At 71.7% G+C, this 16457-nt stretch carries 11 protein-coding genes; 6 read left to right on the forward strand and 5 right to left on the reverse strand.

The features are described 5' to 3' along the window. The 3 genes from SMA5143A_RS33205 to glgB form a co-directional block, all read left to right on the forward strand. On the forward strand, positions 1–280 hold a 280-nt coding region (locus SMA5143A_RS33205), incomplete at its 5' end, for an alpha-glucosidase C-terminal domain-containing protein (protein WP_181362123.1). A gap of 94 nt (positions 281–374) precedes the next feature. Then, a complete protein-coding gene (locus SMA5143A_RS33210; RefSeq protein WP_107466566.1) occupies positions 375–1877 on the forward strand; it encodes a maltokinase N-terminal cap-like domain-containing protein in 1503 nt (500 codons plus the stop codon). 572 nt (positions 1878–2449) lie between these two features. Further along, the gene (gene glgB / locus SMA5143A_RS33220; RefSeq protein ID WP_107466593.1) at positions 2450–5362 is read left to right on the forward strand and encodes a 1,4-alpha-glucan branching enzyme; all 2913 of its coding nucleotides are present in this window, start codon (positions 2450–2452) and stop codon (positions 5360–5362) included. A 169-nt stretch (positions 5363–5531) separates the two neighbouring features. Here the strand turns inward: glgB and SMA5143A_RS33225 are convergent, their stop codons facing one another. The 5 genes from SMA5143A_RS33225 to SMA5143A_RS33245 all read right to left on the reverse strand — a co-directional run bounded on the left by SMA5143A_RS33225 (position 5532) and on the right by SMA5143A_RS33245 (position 12091). After that, positions 5532–6986 (reverse strand): cytochrome P450, encoded by a 1455-nt coding sequence (locus tag SMA5143A_RS33225; RefSeq protein ID WP_107466568.1) that lies wholly within the window; start codon positions 6984–6986, stop codon positions 5532–5534. 253 nt (positions 6987–7239) lie between these two features. Continuing rightward, a complete protein-coding gene (locus SMA5143A_RS33230; RefSeq protein WP_181362124.1) occupies positions 7240–9531 on the reverse strand; it encodes a HelD family protein in 2292 nt (763 codons plus the stop codon). A gap of 126 nt (positions 9532–9657) precedes the next feature. Further along, positions 9658–9990 carry a thioredoxin family protein gene (locus SMA5143A_RS33235; protein ID WP_308812057.1) on the reverse strand — a complete coding sequence of 111 codons (333 nt, stop codon included), beginning with the start codon at positions 9988–9990 and terminating at the stop codon, positions 9658–9660. Continuing rightward, entirely contained in the window at positions 9987–10415 is a 429-nt protein-coding gene (locus tag SMA5143A_RS33240) for a MerR family transcriptional regulator (protein WP_055523843.1), read from the reverse strand. Before SMA5143A_RS33240 ends, SMA5143A_RS33235 begins: the two co-directional genes overlap by 4 nt. A gap of 293 nt (positions 10416–10708) precedes the next feature. Beyond that, complete coding sequence (locus tag SMA5143A_RS33245) at positions 10709–12091, reverse strand: cation:dicarboxylate symporter family transporter (protein ID WP_107466570.1); 1383 nt, start codon at positions 12089–12091, stop codon at positions 10709–10711. A gap of 371 nt (positions 12092–12462) precedes the next feature. Here SMA5143A_RS33245 and SMA5143A_RS33250 point away from each other — a divergent pair, with 371 nt between their 5' ends. From SMA5143A_RS33250 to SMA5143A_RS33260, 3 genes are all read left to right on the forward strand, one after another. Beyond that, a complete protein-coding gene (locus SMA5143A_RS33250) occupies positions 12463–14244 on the forward strand; it encodes a sensor histidine kinase (RefSeq protein WP_107466571.1) in 1782 nt (593 codons plus the stop codon). Then, complete coding sequence (locus SMA5143A_RS33255; protein ID WP_107466572.1) at positions 14241–14927, forward strand: response regulator; 687 nt, start codon at positions 14241–14243, stop codon at positions 14925–14927. The genes SMA5143A_RS33250 and SMA5143A_RS33255 overlap by 4 nt, the downstream gene beginning before the upstream one ends. Positions 14928–15039: 112 nt before the next feature. Further along, a complete protein-coding gene (locus tag SMA5143A_RS33260) occupies positions 15040–16449 on the forward strand; it encodes an extracellular solute-binding protein (protein WP_107466573.1) in 1410 nt (469 codons plus the stop codon). Positions 16450–16457: the final 8 nt, after the last annotated feature.

Here is a 16457-nt window from a genome sequence, read left to right on the forward strand (position 1 = left end):
CGGCACCTACACCGAGTTGCCGTCATCCAACCCGGCGGTGCTGGCGTATCTGCGGGAGGCGCCCTCGACCGGGGGCGGCGGGGACGACCTGGTGCTGTGCGTGAACAACTTCTCGCGGTTCGCGCAGCCCACCGAACTCGATCTGAGCGCCTACGAAGGACGCCACCCCGTCGAACTCATCGGCGGCGTGCGCTTCCCGGCCATCGGCGAACTCCCGTATCTCCTCACCCTCGCGGGCCACGGCTTCTACTGGTTCCGCCTGCGGAAGGACGCCGTGTAACCGACCGGAACCCCCGGGCGGGCCGGTTTCCCCCGGCCCGCCCGGGGCACGCAGAACAGGAACCCCCCGCCCCCCGGGGAAAGGACGCGACGCCATGTCGGAAGCCGCCACGCACTCCACTGCGACAAGTCCTGGTCCGCAGCCCACCGCCCCACCGATGCCCGGGCTGCTCACCTCGCTGGAGCCACTGCTGAGGGAGTGGCTGCCACGGCAGCGGTGGTTCGCGGGGAAGGGGCGGCCGGTGGCCGGCTTCGGGCTGGTGGCGGCCACCGAACTGCTGCCGGTGGGCGGGCGGCCCGACGACTCCCGGTCGGGCGGTGCCAAGGCGGGACTCCTGCACCTCCTCGTCCGCGCCCATCAACCGCTGGTGCCGTCGCAGGGCGCGCCCGTCCAGCCCGGCGACTGCTACCAACTGCTCCTCGGTGTCCGCGAGACACTGCCGCCCCGTCTGGCGCCCGCGCTGATCGGGCACGTCACCGACGGGCCGCTCGCCGGACGGACGGTGTACGAGGCGCTGCACGACCCTCGCCTCGCCGACGTCCTCCTCGAAGCGCTCCGGACACAGGCCCGCATAGGGGATCTGCGCTGCGCACGAGACACACGGCTGGCCCTCCCGGAGGGACTGGTGCCGCGCCTGGTCACGTCGGAGCAGTCCAACTCGTCCGTCGTCTACGGGGATACGTTCATCCTGAAGCTCTTCCGCCGGGTCGTGCCCGGCGCCAACCCCGACCTCGAACTCCCGCTGGCGCTGTCGGGCGCGCGGTGCCCCCGCGTGCCGGCGCCCGCCGCCTGGATGACCGCCGACCTGGGTCCGGCCGCCGCCCCGGAGACCCATGTCCTCGGGGTGCTCCAGCCGTACCTCAAGGGCGCGGCCGACGGGTGGGAGCTCGCGCTGAGCATGCTGGCCAAGGGCGAGGACTTCACCGGAGAGGCACGGGCGCTGGGCCGGGCCACCGCCGAGGTCCACGCGGCCCTCGCCGAGGCCCTGCCCACGGTCACCCTGGGCCGGCCCCAGGTGGAGTCGCTGGTCGACGGGATGACCGAGCGCCTGGAGGTGGCGGCGCAGGCGGTACCGGCCCTGCGTCCGTACGCCTCCGGTCTGCGCACCGCCTTCGAGGCCCTCGCCGACCTGGCCGCCGAGGGCCACACCTGGACGGCGCAGCGCATCCACGGCGACCTGCACCTCGGCCAGTGCCTGCGGTCACCCGTAGAGGTCGGCGCACGGCACAGCGGCGGGGGCGAGTGGTCCCTCATAGATTTCGAGGGCGAGCCGTCGAAGCCGCTGGCCGAGCGCCGTATGCCGCAGCCCGTCGCCCGTGACGTCGCCGGGATGCTCCGCTCCTTCGACTACGCCGCCCACTCCCTGCGGCCCCCGGCCGCCGACTGGGCGTCCGCCTGCCGGGCCGCCTACTGCTCCGGGTACGCGGATGTCTCCGGGGCGGATCCGCGGACCGACCCCGTGCTGCTGCGCGCGTACGAGACCGACAAGGCGGTGTACGAGGTCGTCTACGAGGCCCGGCACCGCCCCGACTGGCTCTCGGTGCCGATGGCGGCGATCCACCGCCTGGCCACCGACACCGGCCCCGCCACGACGTGACGTGACCTGATCTGTCCTGAACCCGCTTTGCCCTGTCCGAGGGCCGAGCACCCGCTCCGCCCACCTCTCACCACCCTGCACAACCCGCCGAGGAGGCCGTCCCTGTGACTCCCCGCCCGCCGTCCGACGACAGCACGCAGAACCCCGGCAGCGACGCCCCTGAGGCGCCCGCCCCGGTGAAGAAGACGGCTGCCCGGAAGACGGCCACGAAGAAGACCTCGGCCAAGAAGGCGACGGCGAAGAAGACGACCGCGGCGGCGAAGCCGGCGACGGCCTCCAAGGCCGGCACCACGGCGAAGACCGCGAAGAAGGTCCCGGCCCAGAGGACGACGAAGGCCACGGCCGCCGGGACGACGGAGGCCGTCGGCGAGAACGCGACCGGGAGGACGGCGACGGAGAAGACCCCGGCCCGGAAGAGCGCGGCGAGGAAAGCGCCGGCGAAGAGGACGCCGGGCGTCAAGGCCGCCACGGGCCTCGACGCAGGCGTGGAGGAGGCTGAGGCTGTCGCGAAGACCGCCACCAGGAAGCCCTCGGCGACGAAGGGCACGGCTTCCAAGACGTCGGTTCCGAGGATCCCGGCGTCGAAGACCTCCGCTTCGAAGGCCCCCGCGTCGAAGACCTCCGCTTCGAAGGCCCCCGCTTCCAAGCGCCCTGCTTCGAAGACCCCCGCTTCCAAGCGCCCTGCTTCCAAGGCCCCTGCTTCGAAGGCGACGGCTGCTTCGGAGACGGCGGCCGAGAAGGCCACTGCCGAGAAGGCGCCCGTGAAGAAGGCGGTCACGAAGAAGGCGGTCGCGAAGAAGGCTGTCGCGAAGAAGGCTGTCACGAAGAAGGCTGTGGCCAAGGCGACCGCGGTCGAGACCGCCGCGGCCAAGACGACGGCGGCCGAGACAGCCGCGGCCAAGACCGCCGTGTCGAAGAAGGCCGCGGCCCAGAAGACCGCCACCAAGAAGGCCGCTACTCAGAAGGCGGCCACGAAAAAGGCCGTGACGAAGAAGGCCGCCGCCAAGAAGGCGGTCGGGGTGGGGCGGGCTCCGGGGGCGCCGGAGCAGACGGCGGCGGCGCCGGCCGTCCCGCCGGTCGAGGAAGCGGTGGTACCCGCACAGTCGACCGTCCCGCCGCAGTCGGGCGCCGGTGCCCAGCCGGCCGTTCCCGCTCAGCAGACGACGGCACCGGCCCCGCCCGTGTCACCCGCCGAACCCCCCGTCTCCGCCCAGCGGTCCGTACCGGCCCAGCCCCTCGCCGCCACCACCGAGTCGGCGCCCCCCGCCCCACCGGCCACCGGCATCCAGTCGGCCTTCTCGCCCGCCGTGGACGGGGGCGACCGGGAGCGGTTGCTGGCCGGTACGCACCATGAGCCGCACGCCGTGCTGGGGGCTCATCCGGTCGCGGAGGGCGTGGTGTTCCGGGCGTTCCGCCCGTTCGCGCTGGGCGTGACCGTCGTGGCGGGCTCGCTGCGGGCGGAGCTGCACGACGACGGCGAGGGCTTCTTCTCGGGGCTGTTGCCGCTGCGGGACGTGCCGGAGGCGTACCGGCTGCTGATCACGTACGAGGGGAACACCCAGGAGACGGAGGACGCGTACCGCTTCCTGCCCGCTGTCGGCGAACTGGATCTGCACCTGGTCAACGAGGGCCGCCACGAGGAGCTGTGGCAGGCGCTCGGGGCCCGGCCGATGACCCACCAGGGCGTGACCGGCACCCGTTTCACGGTGTGGGCGCCGAACGCGCGCGGCGTCCGGCTGGCCGGGACCTTCAACTACTGGGACGGCACGGGCTACCCGATGCGCGCGCTGGGCTCCTCCGGTGTGTGGGAGCTGTTCGTGCCGGAGATCGGCGAGGGCGAGCTGTACAAGTTCGAGATCACCCGCCCGGACGGGACGAGGACACTGCGCGCCGACCCGCTGGCCCGCCGTACGGAGGTCCCGCCGAACACCTCGTCCGTCGTGCACGCGTCGCACTACGAGTGGGGCGACGAGGAGTGGATGACGCGGCGGGCGGAGGTTCCCGCGCACGAGGCGCCGTTCTCCGTGTACGAGGTCCACCTGCCGTCGTGGCGCCCCGGCCTCACGTACCGCCAGCTCGCCGAGCAGCTCCCGGCGTACGTCAGGGACCTCGGGTTCACCCATGTCGAGCTGCTGCCCATCGCCGAGCATCCCTTCGGCGGCTCCTGGGGCTACCAGGTCACCGGGTTCTACGCGCCCACGGCCCGCCTCGGCGACCCGGACGACTTCAAGTACCTGGTCGACTCGCTGCACCGGGCGGGGATCGGGGTGCTGATGGACTGGGTGCCCGCGCACTTCCCTCGGGACGACTGGGCCCTGGCCGAGTTCGACGGGCGTCCGCTGTACGAGCACCAGGACCCGGCGCGGGCCGCGCACCCCGACTGGGGGACGCTGGAGTTCGACTACGGTCGCCGCGAGGTGCGCAACTTCCTGGTGGCGAACGCCGTGTTCTGGTGCGAGGAGTACCACATCGACGGGCTGCGCGTGGACGCCGTCGCCTCCATGCTCTACCTCGACTACTCGCGTGAGCCGGGCCAGTGGACCCCGAACGAGCACGGGGGCCGGGAGAACCTGGACGCGGTGTCCTTCCTCCAGGAGATGAACGCGACCGTGTACCGGAGGGTGCCGGGGGTCGTGACGATCGCGGAGGAGTCCACGGCGTGGGACGGCGTCACCCGCGCCACCCATCACATCGGCCCCGGTGGCTTCGGCGGCCTCGGCTTCGGCCTGAAGTGGAACATGGGCTGGATGCACGACTCCCTCGGCTACATGGCGAAGGAGCCGGTGCACCGCAAGCACCACCACAACGAGATGACGTTCTCGATGGTGTACGCGTACAGCGAGAACTACGTGCTGCCGATCTCCCACGACGAGGTCGTGCACGGCAAGCGTTCCCTGGTGTCGAAGATGCCGGGCGACTGGTGGCAGCAGCGCGCCAACCACCGGGCGTACCTGGGCTTCATGTGGGCACACCCCGGCAAGCAGCTCCTTTTCATGGGGCAGGAGTTCGCGCAGGGCGCCGAGTGGTCGGAGGCGCACGGCCCCGACTGGTGGCTCCTCGACCCGGCGTACGGTGCCGAGGCGGACCACCGGGGGGTGCGCGACCTGGTCCGCGACCTCAACGCCGTGTACCGCGACACCCCTTCGCTCTGGCAGCGCGACACCGACCCGTCCGGCTTCTCCTGGATCACCGGTGACGCGGCCGAGGACAACGTCCTGGCCTTCCTGCGGCTCGACGCGGACGGCACGCCGCTGCTGGCCGTCTCCAACTTCAGCCCGGTGATCCGCCGTGACTACCGGCTGGGCGTCCCCGACGACGTCCCGGCGTGGCGGGAGGTCCTGAACACGGACGCGGCGTCGTACGGGGGGAGCGATGTCACGACACCGCACCCGGTGAAGGCGGAGCCGACACCGTGGCACGCGCGGGGGGCGAGCGTCCGCGTCACGCTGCCGCCCTTGGCGACGGTCTGGCTACGTCCGGCGTAGGGCCGGGCGCCCAACGGCTCGGGGGGGGGGGGGAGGCTTCGTCGGCAGGTGCGGGTGGGTGGGGGTTGTTCGCGCAGTTCCCCGCGCCCCTGAAAAGCGACCGGGGCTGCGCCCCGTGCTTTTCAAGGGAGGGGCGGGCCGCAGGCCCGACCCCCGAGCCGTACCGCGCTCACCCCCCGCCCCTCCGCCCTCCGAACATCATCCGCCGCAACGCCCCCAACAACCCGCTCCCACCACGCCCGGACGCCTCCGGCGCCACCGCGGCAACCTCCCCTTCGCCCCCGACAGCCGCAGGCGCAGCCGCAGCCGCACTCACCCCTCCGGCCCGGCTCGCCACAGGCGCCCCCGGGCTGAGTTCGTACCGCACCGGCAGCAGCCGCAGCCCCCGCACCACCGGCCCGGTGCGCCACGGCAACTGGTCCGGCGGCAGTGTGAGTTCCGCTCGGGCGAAGTGCTCGAAGATCCGTCCCACCGCCGTGTTGACGATCATCCCGGCCAGCTCGCGCGCGGCGCTTGGGCACTGGTGCGGCCCGGCACCCCACGCGAGGTGTGCCCGCGTGCTGACCGCGGAGTCGACGAGGTGGGACGTGCCGATGGCGAGCAGGTCGCGGTGCGCGGCGGCGACGGACGGGGACACGATGTCGCCGGCCCGGATCCAGAAGTTCCCGAGCCGTACGTCCCGCCCGGCGAACCGGAAGCACAGGTTGGCGGTCGGCGGGTTCACCAGCGCCGCCCGGTTGACGGTCTCCCCGATCTGCCCGGTCACGACGCTCCGCCGGACCGTCGCGTTGCCCCGCAGCACCTCCAGCAGGGTGTTGCAGACCATGTTGCCGGTGATGTCGTTGAGGTAGACCGCGTTCATGAACAGCTCACGGCCGAGCTGTTCGTCGGAGAGCGACGGGTCGGACAGCAGCATGTACGACGTCAGGTCCTCCCCCGGCCGGGCCCGCCGGTGCGCCGCCAGCCGGATCATCGCGCCCAGCGCCCGCTCGGTGGCGGGTCCCGCGTCCGGTCCGCCGTCGAGCATCCGCCACATTTCCATGACCATCTCGTCGCCCAGTTCGACGGGGCAGCCGAACAGCTTGGTGGTGACCATGAGGAGCAGCGGCCGTGTGTACTGCGCCGCGAGGTCGGCGAAGCCGCTCGTGCCGGACTCCGCGGCGAGCATGCCGATGAGGTCGTCGGCGTACTTGGCGACGGCGGCCCGCAGTTCCCATCCCTCGGGGCTGTGTCCGTCCTGGAAGGGCCGCATGGCCGAGTGGTGGGTCAACCGTGCGGCCCGGTGCTCGTCGTCGTCGAAGAACATGGTCTGCCGCACCTCGTAGCCGGCGAGCAGCGGCCAGTCCCTGGGCAGTCGCCCTTCCGCCCGCGCCCGCCAGTGCCGGACGTCGCGCCGCCAGACGCTGTCGTTGCGGAGGACTTCGAGCACCTCGCGGTAGTCGAGGACCAGCCACACCGGAACGCCCATCAGCCCCACCGGAGCGACGGGGCCGTATGTACTCCGCAGTCGCTCGTAGACGCTGCCCGGGTCCGTGTCGAACTCCGAGGTCAGCAACGGCTCCACGGGCAGCGAGTCGAGCGTGGGGCTGCCAGCCGGAGCGGCCGCGAACGGATGAGTTTCCATGAGCGACACGCATACCGTATGGCACCTGCACAAGCAGTGACGATGCCGCGAACTGTTACGGCTTGGTGATCCCTGATGCACGTGTGGTGACGGTGGCCCCCACCTGGCCTTACCGGTAGCACCCCCTTGGGTGCGGGCGGCCCGGAGCGAGTGCGCCCCCGGTGTCGGGGCGGCCCGGCCCGGCTGCCGGCGGGCCCCGCTCGCGCGGTGCCGGCGGCGCACCGGCGGGGCCCCTCCCGTCGTCGTTCGCCGGTCAGGCCGCCGTCAGCGATTCCCGCAGGGCCTCGGGCAGTGCCTCCGTGTGGACGACGCCGAGTGTCTGGGTCGCCCGGGTCAGTGCCACGTACAGGTCGCTGGTGCCGAACCGCCCGGGTTCCACGACGAGGACCGAGTCGAACTCCAGTCCCTTGGCCTGCCGGGGGTCGAGGAGGACGACGGTCCGGGTGAGGTCCGGTTCCGCGCCGGCCGTGACGCCGTCGAGGCGGGCCGCGAGCGACCGGTGCAGCGCGCGCGGCGCGATCACCGCGAGCCGGCCTTCGGCGGGGGTGAGTTCGGCGGCGGCCTTGGCCACCTCGGCGGGCAGCTCCCGGGCGGCCGCGCGGCGCGCCCAGGGGCGTACGCCCGTGGACCGCACGGAGCTGGGCGGCTCGAAGCCCGGCTGCTCGGCGCGGACGACACCGGCCGCGACCTCCATGATCTCGGCGGGTGTGCGGTAGTTGACGCCGAGCCGGGTGTGCTTCCAGCGGTCCTCGACGTACGGGGCGAGGATGTCGGCCCAGGAGCCGACGCCCGCGGCCTCCGCCGTCTGGGCGGGGTCTCCGACGAGGGTCATCGAGCGGGTCGGGGAGCGGCGCATCAGCAGCCGCCAGGCCATCGGCGACAGCTCCTGCGCCTCGTCGACGATGATGTGCCCGAACGCCCAGGTCCGGTCGGCCGCCGCCCGTTCGGCCGCGCTGCGGTGGTCCTCCTCCTCGTGCCGCTCGGCGAACCGCTCGGCGTCGATGATGTCGTGGGCGGACAGCACCTCGGAGCTCTCGGGGTCGCTGTCCTCCTTGTCCTCGAACTCGTAGGTGCGGGACGCGTACGACACGTCGAGCACGCCCTGCGCGTACGCGATCTGGGTCTCCCGCTCGCGTTCGGCCCGGGCCCGCGCGAACCGGTCGTCCTCGCCCAGCAGTTCGGCGGCCTCGTCGAGGAGGGGCACGTCGGCGACGGTCCACGCGCGGGTGACCGGACGGCGGACGGCGTCGGCGTCCTCCTCGGGGAGGAAACGCTCGGGCTCGGCGAGGAAGTCGGCGATCAGACGGCGCGGGGTGATCCGGGGCCACAGCTGGTCGATGGCGGACCACACCTCGGGGTTCTCGGCGAGTTCGTCGCGGATCTGGGTGATGTCGCTGGCGTCGAGGAGGTTCGAGCCGTCGTAGGGGTCGGTGCCGATGCGCTCGGCGACCATGTCGGTGAGGGTGTTGAGGATGCAGCCCTCGAAGTGCTCGCGGGCCGCGTTGTGCGGGAGCTTCGCCTCGCGGGTGCGTTCGCGGGCGACGCGGACGAGGTCGTCGTCGAGCATGAGGACCTCCCGGTCGTGCTCGATCGCGATCACCGGGTCGGGCAGGGCCTGCCGGTCCCGTACGACGGCGGCGAGCACCTCGGCCATGTCGGCGCGGCCCTTGACCCGGGCCGCGTCCGGGGTGTCGGTCGCGGTGGCCCGTACGCCGGGGAACAGTTCGCCGACCGTCGACAGCAGGACGCCGGTCTCACCGAGGGAGGGCAGGACCTCGCCGATGTAACCGAGGAAGGCGGGGTTGGGGCCGACGATGAGGACGGCGCGTTTGGCGAGGAGTTCCCGCTGCTCGTACAGCAGGTACGCGGCGCGGTGCAGCGCGACGGCGGTCTTGCCGGTGCCGGGGCCGCCCTCGACGACCAGGACGCCCTGGTGCGGTGCGCGGATGATGCGGTCCTGCTCGGCCTGGATGGTCTGCACGATGTCGCCCATGCGGCCGGTGCGGGCCGAGTTGAGCGCGGCGAGCAGGACGGCGTCGCCGGTGGGGTCCTCGTACCCGGTGCGGGTCTCGTCGCCGAGGTCGAGGATCTCGTCGTGCAGGGCGGTGACGCGGCGGCCCTCGGTGGTGATGTGCCGGCGGCGGCGCAGCCCCATCGGGGTGTGGCCGGTGGCGAGGTAGAAGGGGCGGGCGACGTCGGCCCGCCAGTCGATGAGGATCGGGGTGCGCTCGGTGTCGTCCTCCCGCAGGCCGATGCGGCCGATGTGGTGGAGGCCGCCGTCGGCGAGGTCGAGCCGTCCGAAGCACAGGGAGCCGTCGACGGCGTTCAGGGCGGCCAGCAGACCCGAGCGTTCGGCGACCAGGATGTCCCGCTCCAGCCGGGCCTGCATGGGCGTGTTGCCCTGCGCCAGCGCGTCGGTGACGGAGTTCTCGGTCTCACCGCGCAGCGCGTCGACCCGTCGGTACAGCGCGTCGATGAATTCCTGCTCCCGCCGCAATTCATCGTGCGAAAAGCCGGTGTTTGACAATTCCACTCCCGCCCGCATATACTGTGTTCACTGAACTTCTTTGCGACTCTTCCTTCTTGAAGTCGCGAACCATTAAATATACGCAGGAAAAGCCCCGGAGCACAATTGCTCGGGGGCTTTTCTCGTCCTGTCGTCTTCCCGGTGTCAGAGCACGTCGGCGAGTTCCTCCAGCAGCCGCCGCCTGGGCCGGGCCCCGACCATCGCCTTCACGGGCTCACCGCCCTTGAACACCATGAACGTCGGCATGGACAGCACCCGGTAGTGGTTGGTCGTCTCCGGGTTCATGTCGACGTCCAACTGCACCACCTTCAGCCGCTCCCCCTCCTCCGCCGCGAGGGCGCTCAGCACCGGCCCCATCTGCCGGCACGGCGGACACCAGTCGGCGGTGAACTCCACCAGCACCGGCAGTTCCGCCCCGATCACCTCCGCCGCGAAATCCGCGTCCGTCACCTCGCCCACACCGGCAGCCCTGATCACAACCCGGCCCCTCCCAGTTCGCACTCCGGCTCCGGACCTCCCGGAACCTCCGCCTCGGCCGCCAGCCGCTCCCGCGCCGACTCCGCCCGCGCCAACTGCTCGCCGACCTTGGCGCGTACCGCCGCCAGCTCGCCGATCAGCGCGTCCAGCTCGTCCAGCTTCCGCCGGTAGACCGCGAGCGACGCCGGGCACGAGTCACCCTCCGGGTGCCCGGCCCGCAGGCACTCCACGAACGGCCGCGTCTCCTCCAGGTCGAACCCGAAGTCCTGGAGCGTCCGGATCTGCCGCAGCAGCCGCAGGTCCGCCTCGTCGTACGACCGGTACCCGTTGCCGCTGCGCCGCGCGGGCAGCAGCCCCCGCGCCTCGTAGTACCGCAACGTCCGTGTCGTGGTCCCGGCCCGTGCCGCCAGCTCACCGATGCGCATGACCCGACGCTAATCCTTGACCCCGACGTCAAGGAAAGAGAAAAACGAAAAGAGCCGAGCGGCCAGGTCCATAGGGGGAGGACCTGGCCGCTCGGTGTATCGGGGTGCGTATGCGGTTGTGGTGCCCGTACGGCCGGGTCTACGGGGGGAGGGCCCGGCCGTACGGGGTTTCGGGGGGGGCCGCGGCCCCGTCAGGGGCGCGGGGAACTGCGCGACCGGCCACACTCGACCGGCAGTCGGCTGCCGGCCTCACAGCCCAGCGGCTCCTACCTCCGGCGCCCCAAGCGGAGTGCTCAGGCCTTGGCGAGCTCCTTCTCACCGTCGGCCCCGGACTCGGCCTCGGCCGGCGCGGCCACCCCGTGGTCGTCCAGCAGCGTCGCCTCGTCGAACGGCGCGTTCCCGGCGAGCACCTCGTTGACCCGGGCCTTGTCGATCTCCTTGGTCCACGTACCGATCAGGACCGTGGCGACCGCGTTGCCCGCGAAGTTCGTGAGGGCGCGGGCCTCGCTCATGAAGCGGTCGATGCCGACGATGAGGCCGACGCCGTCCACGAGGGCGGGCTTGTGGGACTGCAGACCACCCGCGAGGGTCGCGAGACCCGCACCGGTGACACCGGCCGCGCCCTTGGAGGCGACCAGCAGGAAGAGCAGCAGCGCGACCTGCTCGCCGATGGCCATCGGCGTCCCCATGGCGTCGGCGATGAACAGGGACGCCATGGTCATGTAGATCATGGTGCCGTCGAGGTTGAAGGAGTAGCCGGTCGGGACGGTGATACCGACGACGGGCTTGCTGACACCCAGGTGCTCCATCTTCGCGATGAGGCGCGGCAGCGCGGACTCGGAGGAGGAGGTGGACAGGATCAGCAGGAACTCACGGCCCAGGTACTTGAAGAGCGTGAAGATGTTCAGCCCCGCGACGATCTTCAGCAGCGCGCCGAGCACGATGAAGACGAAGAGGAAGCAGGTGATGTAGAAGCCGACCATCAGCACGGCCAGGCTCTTGAGGGCGTCCAGGCCGGCGGAGCCGGTCACGGCCGCGATGGCACCGAACGCGCCGATCGGGGCGGCCCACATCACCATCGCGAGGATGCGGAAGACGAGGCGCTGGATGTGCTCGATGCCGCGCAGGATCGGCTGTCCGGCGTTGCCCATGGCCTGGAGCGCGAAGCCCGCGAGGAGCGCGACCAGCAGAGTCTGGAGGACCTCGCCGCCGGTGAACGCGGAGACGATGGTCGTCGGGATGATGCCGAGCAGGAACTCGGTGGTGTCCTTGGCCTCCGGCGAGACCTGCGCCTGACCGGTCTCCTTGATGGCGTCGGTGACCGCGAGGCCCGTGCCGGGCTCGACGATGTTGCCGACGACCAGACCGATGCCGAGGGCGACCAGCGACATGATCAGGAAGTAGACCAGTGCGATGCCGCCGACCGCGCCGACCTTGGCGGCCTTCCGTACGGAACCGATACCGAGCACGATCGTGCAGAAGATGATCGGCGAGATCATCATCTTGATCAGGTTCACGAAGCCGGTGCCGATGGGCTTCAGCTCGACCGCGAAGTCGGGGGCGATCAGGCCCACGGCGATACCGAGCGCCACGGCCACGATCACGGCGATGTACAGGTAGTGGGTGCGGTCCCGCTTGGCGGGTGCGGTAGGTGCCGTATGGGTGGTGCTGGCCACGGCTGCCCTCCTCGTCGACGACGTCGTCGGCTGATCGTCCGGCGTGCGGCTCACGTCCGGGGGATTGCGGGAGACGGTCTCCCAGGGGTGGGAGTGGGGCTCCCTGGCGGGGAACTCGGCGAGCTCCCCGGCGGTTGGGGAACCGGGTGGATTCCCTGACTGCGGGAGCCGGGGCTCCCGATGGGAGTGGCTCCCGGGTGTGGGAACCGGTCTCCCGGCGGCTCGGGTGTGGGGTCCCGGACGGGAGTCGTACTCCCTCTCGTCGTTCATGTGCTGGACATGTTCGATGGGGTGACTATCTCCCGCCCTGTGAGGGCGGTCACCCTTCCGTTCATTTAGTTCACGCCAACACGTCGATGCAGACTGTTGCCATGCGCGTCGCGTCCCTCCTCAGACCCCGCAGCCTGGCCGGTCAGCTCTTCGCCGTGCAGGCGGTGCTGATCGCGGTCGTCGTCGCGGGATGCGCGCTGTTCACGTACGTCAGCGACCGGAGTCAGGCGGAGGACGCGGCGGGCCGCCAGGCCCTGGCCGTCGCCGCCGCGGTCGCCGACGCGCCGTCGGTGCGGGCCGCCATCCACACCGACGATCCGACCGCCCGGCTCCAGCCGTACGCCACCGAGGTGCAGCGGCACGCGGGCGTCGACTTCGTGACGATCATGACGCCGGACGGCATCCGCTGGACGCACCCCGTCCCCGAGCGGATCGGCCAGCGCTTCGTCGGCCACATCGAGAAGGCGCAGCGGGGCGGCACCTTCACCGAGACCTACACCGGCACCCTCGGCCCGTCCGTGCGCGCGGTCACCCCGATAAAGGAGGACGGCCGGGTCGTCGGCCTGGTCAGCGCCGGTATCAAGGTGCAGGCGATCAGCGACCGGGTCCAGGGCCAGGTGACGGCCCTGTTCGGGGTGGCGGCCGGTGCGCTCGCCCTCGGTGGTGTCGGCACGTACATCGTCAACGCCCGGCTGCGCCGTCACACGCACAACATGAACGCCGCCGAGCTGAGCAACATGCACGACTACCACCAGGCCGCCCTGCACGCCGTGCGGGAGGGGCTGCTCATGCTGGACGGCCAGTACCGGGTGGCGCTCATCAACGACGGCGCGCGGGAACTGCTGGGCGTGACCGAGGACGTGATCGGCCGCTCGGTGGCGGACCTGGGGCTGCCGGCGCCGCTGACGGGTGCCCTGTTGTCGTCCGAGCCGCGGGTGGACGAGGTGCTGCTGACCGCCGAACGGGTCCTGGTCGTCAACACCTCCCCCGTGTCGGGCGGCCAGCGCCGGGGCACGGTGGTCACCCTGCGGGACGTGACCGAACTGCAGTCCGTGATGGGCGAGCTGAACTCCGAACGCGGCTTCACCCAGGCCCTCCGCTCCCAGGCCCACGAGGCGGCCAACCGCCTCCACACGGTCGTCTCCCTCATCGAACTGGGCCGCTCCGACGAGGCGATCGACTTCGCGACCGCCGAGCTGGAGCTGGCGCAGGCCCTGACCGACCAGGTGGTGGCCGCTGTGACGGAGCCGGTCCTGGCGGCGCTGTTGCTGGGTAAGACGGCACAGGCGAACGAGCGGGGCGTGGAACTGGTGGTGTCGCAGGACAGCCGCATGGACGACGGTCTGCTCCCGGAGTCCCTGCCGGCGCGGGACCTGGTGACGGTGCTGGGCAATCTCATCGACAACGCGGTGGACGCGGCGCAGGGGACGACGGGGGCACGGGTGACGGTGACGGCGTACACGGACGAGGCGGAGGGGCCGGCCGACGGACCGGACGACCCGGCGAGGGGCCCGGTGCTGGTGCTGCGGGTCAGTGACACGGGCGCGGGCGTGGACCCGGCGTACCGGGACTCCGTCTTCGAGCGCGGCTTCACCACGAAGCCGTCCGGTCCCGGCGGGCGGGGCCTCGGGCTGGCCCTCGTCCGCCAGACGGCCCGCCGCCACGGGGGCACCCTCACCGTGGCGGAGGCGCCCGGCGGCGGGGCGGAGTTCGAGGTACGGCTGCCACTGGGCACGACCGAGGCCGCCGGGGCCGGCGAGGGCGACCCCGGCGAGGGCGCCCGGACCCCCCAGGACCGGACCCCCCGGAGCGCGCGGAGCCACCAGAACCGGGGTCCTCGGGCCGCTGTGGCCGATACCGTGCCGGGAGGCGACGACGTATGAGCGGTGCGGATCCCATCAGAGTCCTCGTCGTGGAGGACGACCCGGTCGCCGCCGACGCCCACGTGATGTACGTCGGCCGTGTCCCCGGCTTCACGGCGGTCGGCAAGGCCCACACGGGCGCGGAGGCACGCCGTGCGCTGGAGCGCATGCCGGTGGACCTGCTGCTCCTGGACCTGCATCTGCCGGACGTGCACGGACTGCAACTGGCGCGCTCGCTGCGCGCCGCCGGGCATCACGCCGACGTGATAGCGGTGACGTCGGCACGGGATCTGACGGTCGTCCGGGAGGGCGTCTCCCTGGGCGTCGTCCAGTACGTCCTGAAGCCCTTCACCTTCGCGACGCTCCGCGACCGGCTGATCCGCTACGCCGAGTTCCACGCGGCGGCGGGCGAGGCCAGTGGCCAGGACGAGGTGGACCGCGCGCTGGCGACCCTGCGGGCGCCGGGGCCGGCGGCCCTGCCGAAGGGGCTGAGCGCGCCGACCCTGGAACGGGTCACCGTCGCCCTCCGGGACACCGCGGAGGGCCTGACGGCCGCCGGCATCGCCGAGGCCGTGGGCATCTCCCGGATCACGGCCCGCCGCTATCTCGAACACCTGGTGGACGCGGGCCGGGCGGGACGCGAACCGCAGTACGGGCAGGTGGGACGCCCGGAGCTGGTGTACCGCTGGGTGCGCAGGGAGTAGCCCGCCCAAGTCCGGTCCGCTGCACACTCATTGACCTGACTAGACCATTCCTCGTACCGTCACCGGGCACCCACCCAGGCCACCGTGCAGTAGCCAGCAGGAGGTCGTGCCCGTGCGCCCCACCGCACCCCCCACCCGCCGCTCCCGCCTCCCCCTCCGTCTCCTCCTCTCCGGGGCCCTCGCGGTCGCCGCGCCCGGTGTTCTCGCCGGCTGCGGCGGCGGGTCCGGGAGTGATCCGGACACGGTGGAGGTGTCGTACAAGCAGTCCACGGACAACTCGGTCCGGGTGATGGACACCTTTCTCGGGGACGTGAAGAAGCAGTTCGAGAAGGCGAACCCCGGCAAGAAGGTGAAGCTCGTCCCGATCAAGGCCCCGGACTCGGAGTACTACACCAAGGTCCAGCAGATGCTGCGGTCCCCGAAGACGGCCCCGGACCTGGTCTACGAGGACACCTTCCTCATCAACTCGGACATCACCAGCGGCTATCTGAGGCCCTTGGACGACTATCTGGCCGACTGGAAGGACTGGGACCGGTTCATCGGCACGGCCAGGGCCGCGGCGAAGGCCGAGGACGGCAAGACGTACGGCGTCCCGGACGGCACGGACACCCGAGGGCTCTGGTTCGACAAGAAGATCTTCGCCAAGGCCGGCCTGCCCGCCGACTGGCAGCCGAGGACCTGGGACGACATCCTCTCCGCCGCCCGCGCCATCAAAGAGAAGGTCCCCGGCGTCATCCCCCTGAACGTCTACACGGGCAAACCCGCGGGCGAGGCCGCCACCATGCAGGGCTTCGAGATGCTGCTCTACGGCACGGACGGCGCCACCGACAACGGGGGCGACCCCCTCTACGACGAGAAGTCCAAGAAGTGGAAGGCCGGGACCCGGGGCTTCAAGGACGCGCTGGCCTTCGTGGAGACCGTCTACCGGGAGAAGCTGGGCCCGGAGGTCTCCGACGCCCTCGACCCGAACATCGCGACCCGGGTCCGCGGCGAACTCCTCCCCGAGGGCAGGCTCGGCATCAACCTCGACGGCTCCTGGCTCCCGCAGGACTGGCTGCCCGGCAGCGGCCACGAATGGCCCGACTGGTCGGAGAGGCTCGGCCTCGCCGCCATGCCCACCCAGCACGGCCAGGCCCCCGGGAAGGTGAGCATGTCCGGCGGCTGGACCTGGGCGATCCCCGCCAAGGCCGCCAACCCGGACCTCGCCTTCGCGTTCATCGAGACGATGCAGTCGAAGGCGAACGCCCAGAAGTGGTACATCGCCAACTCCGGTATCGCCGTCCGCGAGGACGTCGCCGAGGACCCGGCCTACGCGAAGGCGCAGCCCGGCATCGAGTTCTTCACCGACCTGGTCGCCCACACCCACTACCGGCCCGCCTACCCCGCGTACCCGAAGGTCTCGACCGCCATCCAGGAGGCCATGGAGTCCGTGACGACGGGCGACGCCTCGGTGGCCGAGGCGGCGAAGAACTACGACGAGGAACTCGCGGCGGCCACCGACGACCAGGTGACCCGGGGCTGACCCGCCGC

This window comes from Streptomyces sp. MA5143a (genome assembly GCF_900290235.1).
Lineage (GTDB): Bacteria > Actinomycetota > Actinomycetes > Streptomycetales > Streptomycetaceae > Streptomyces.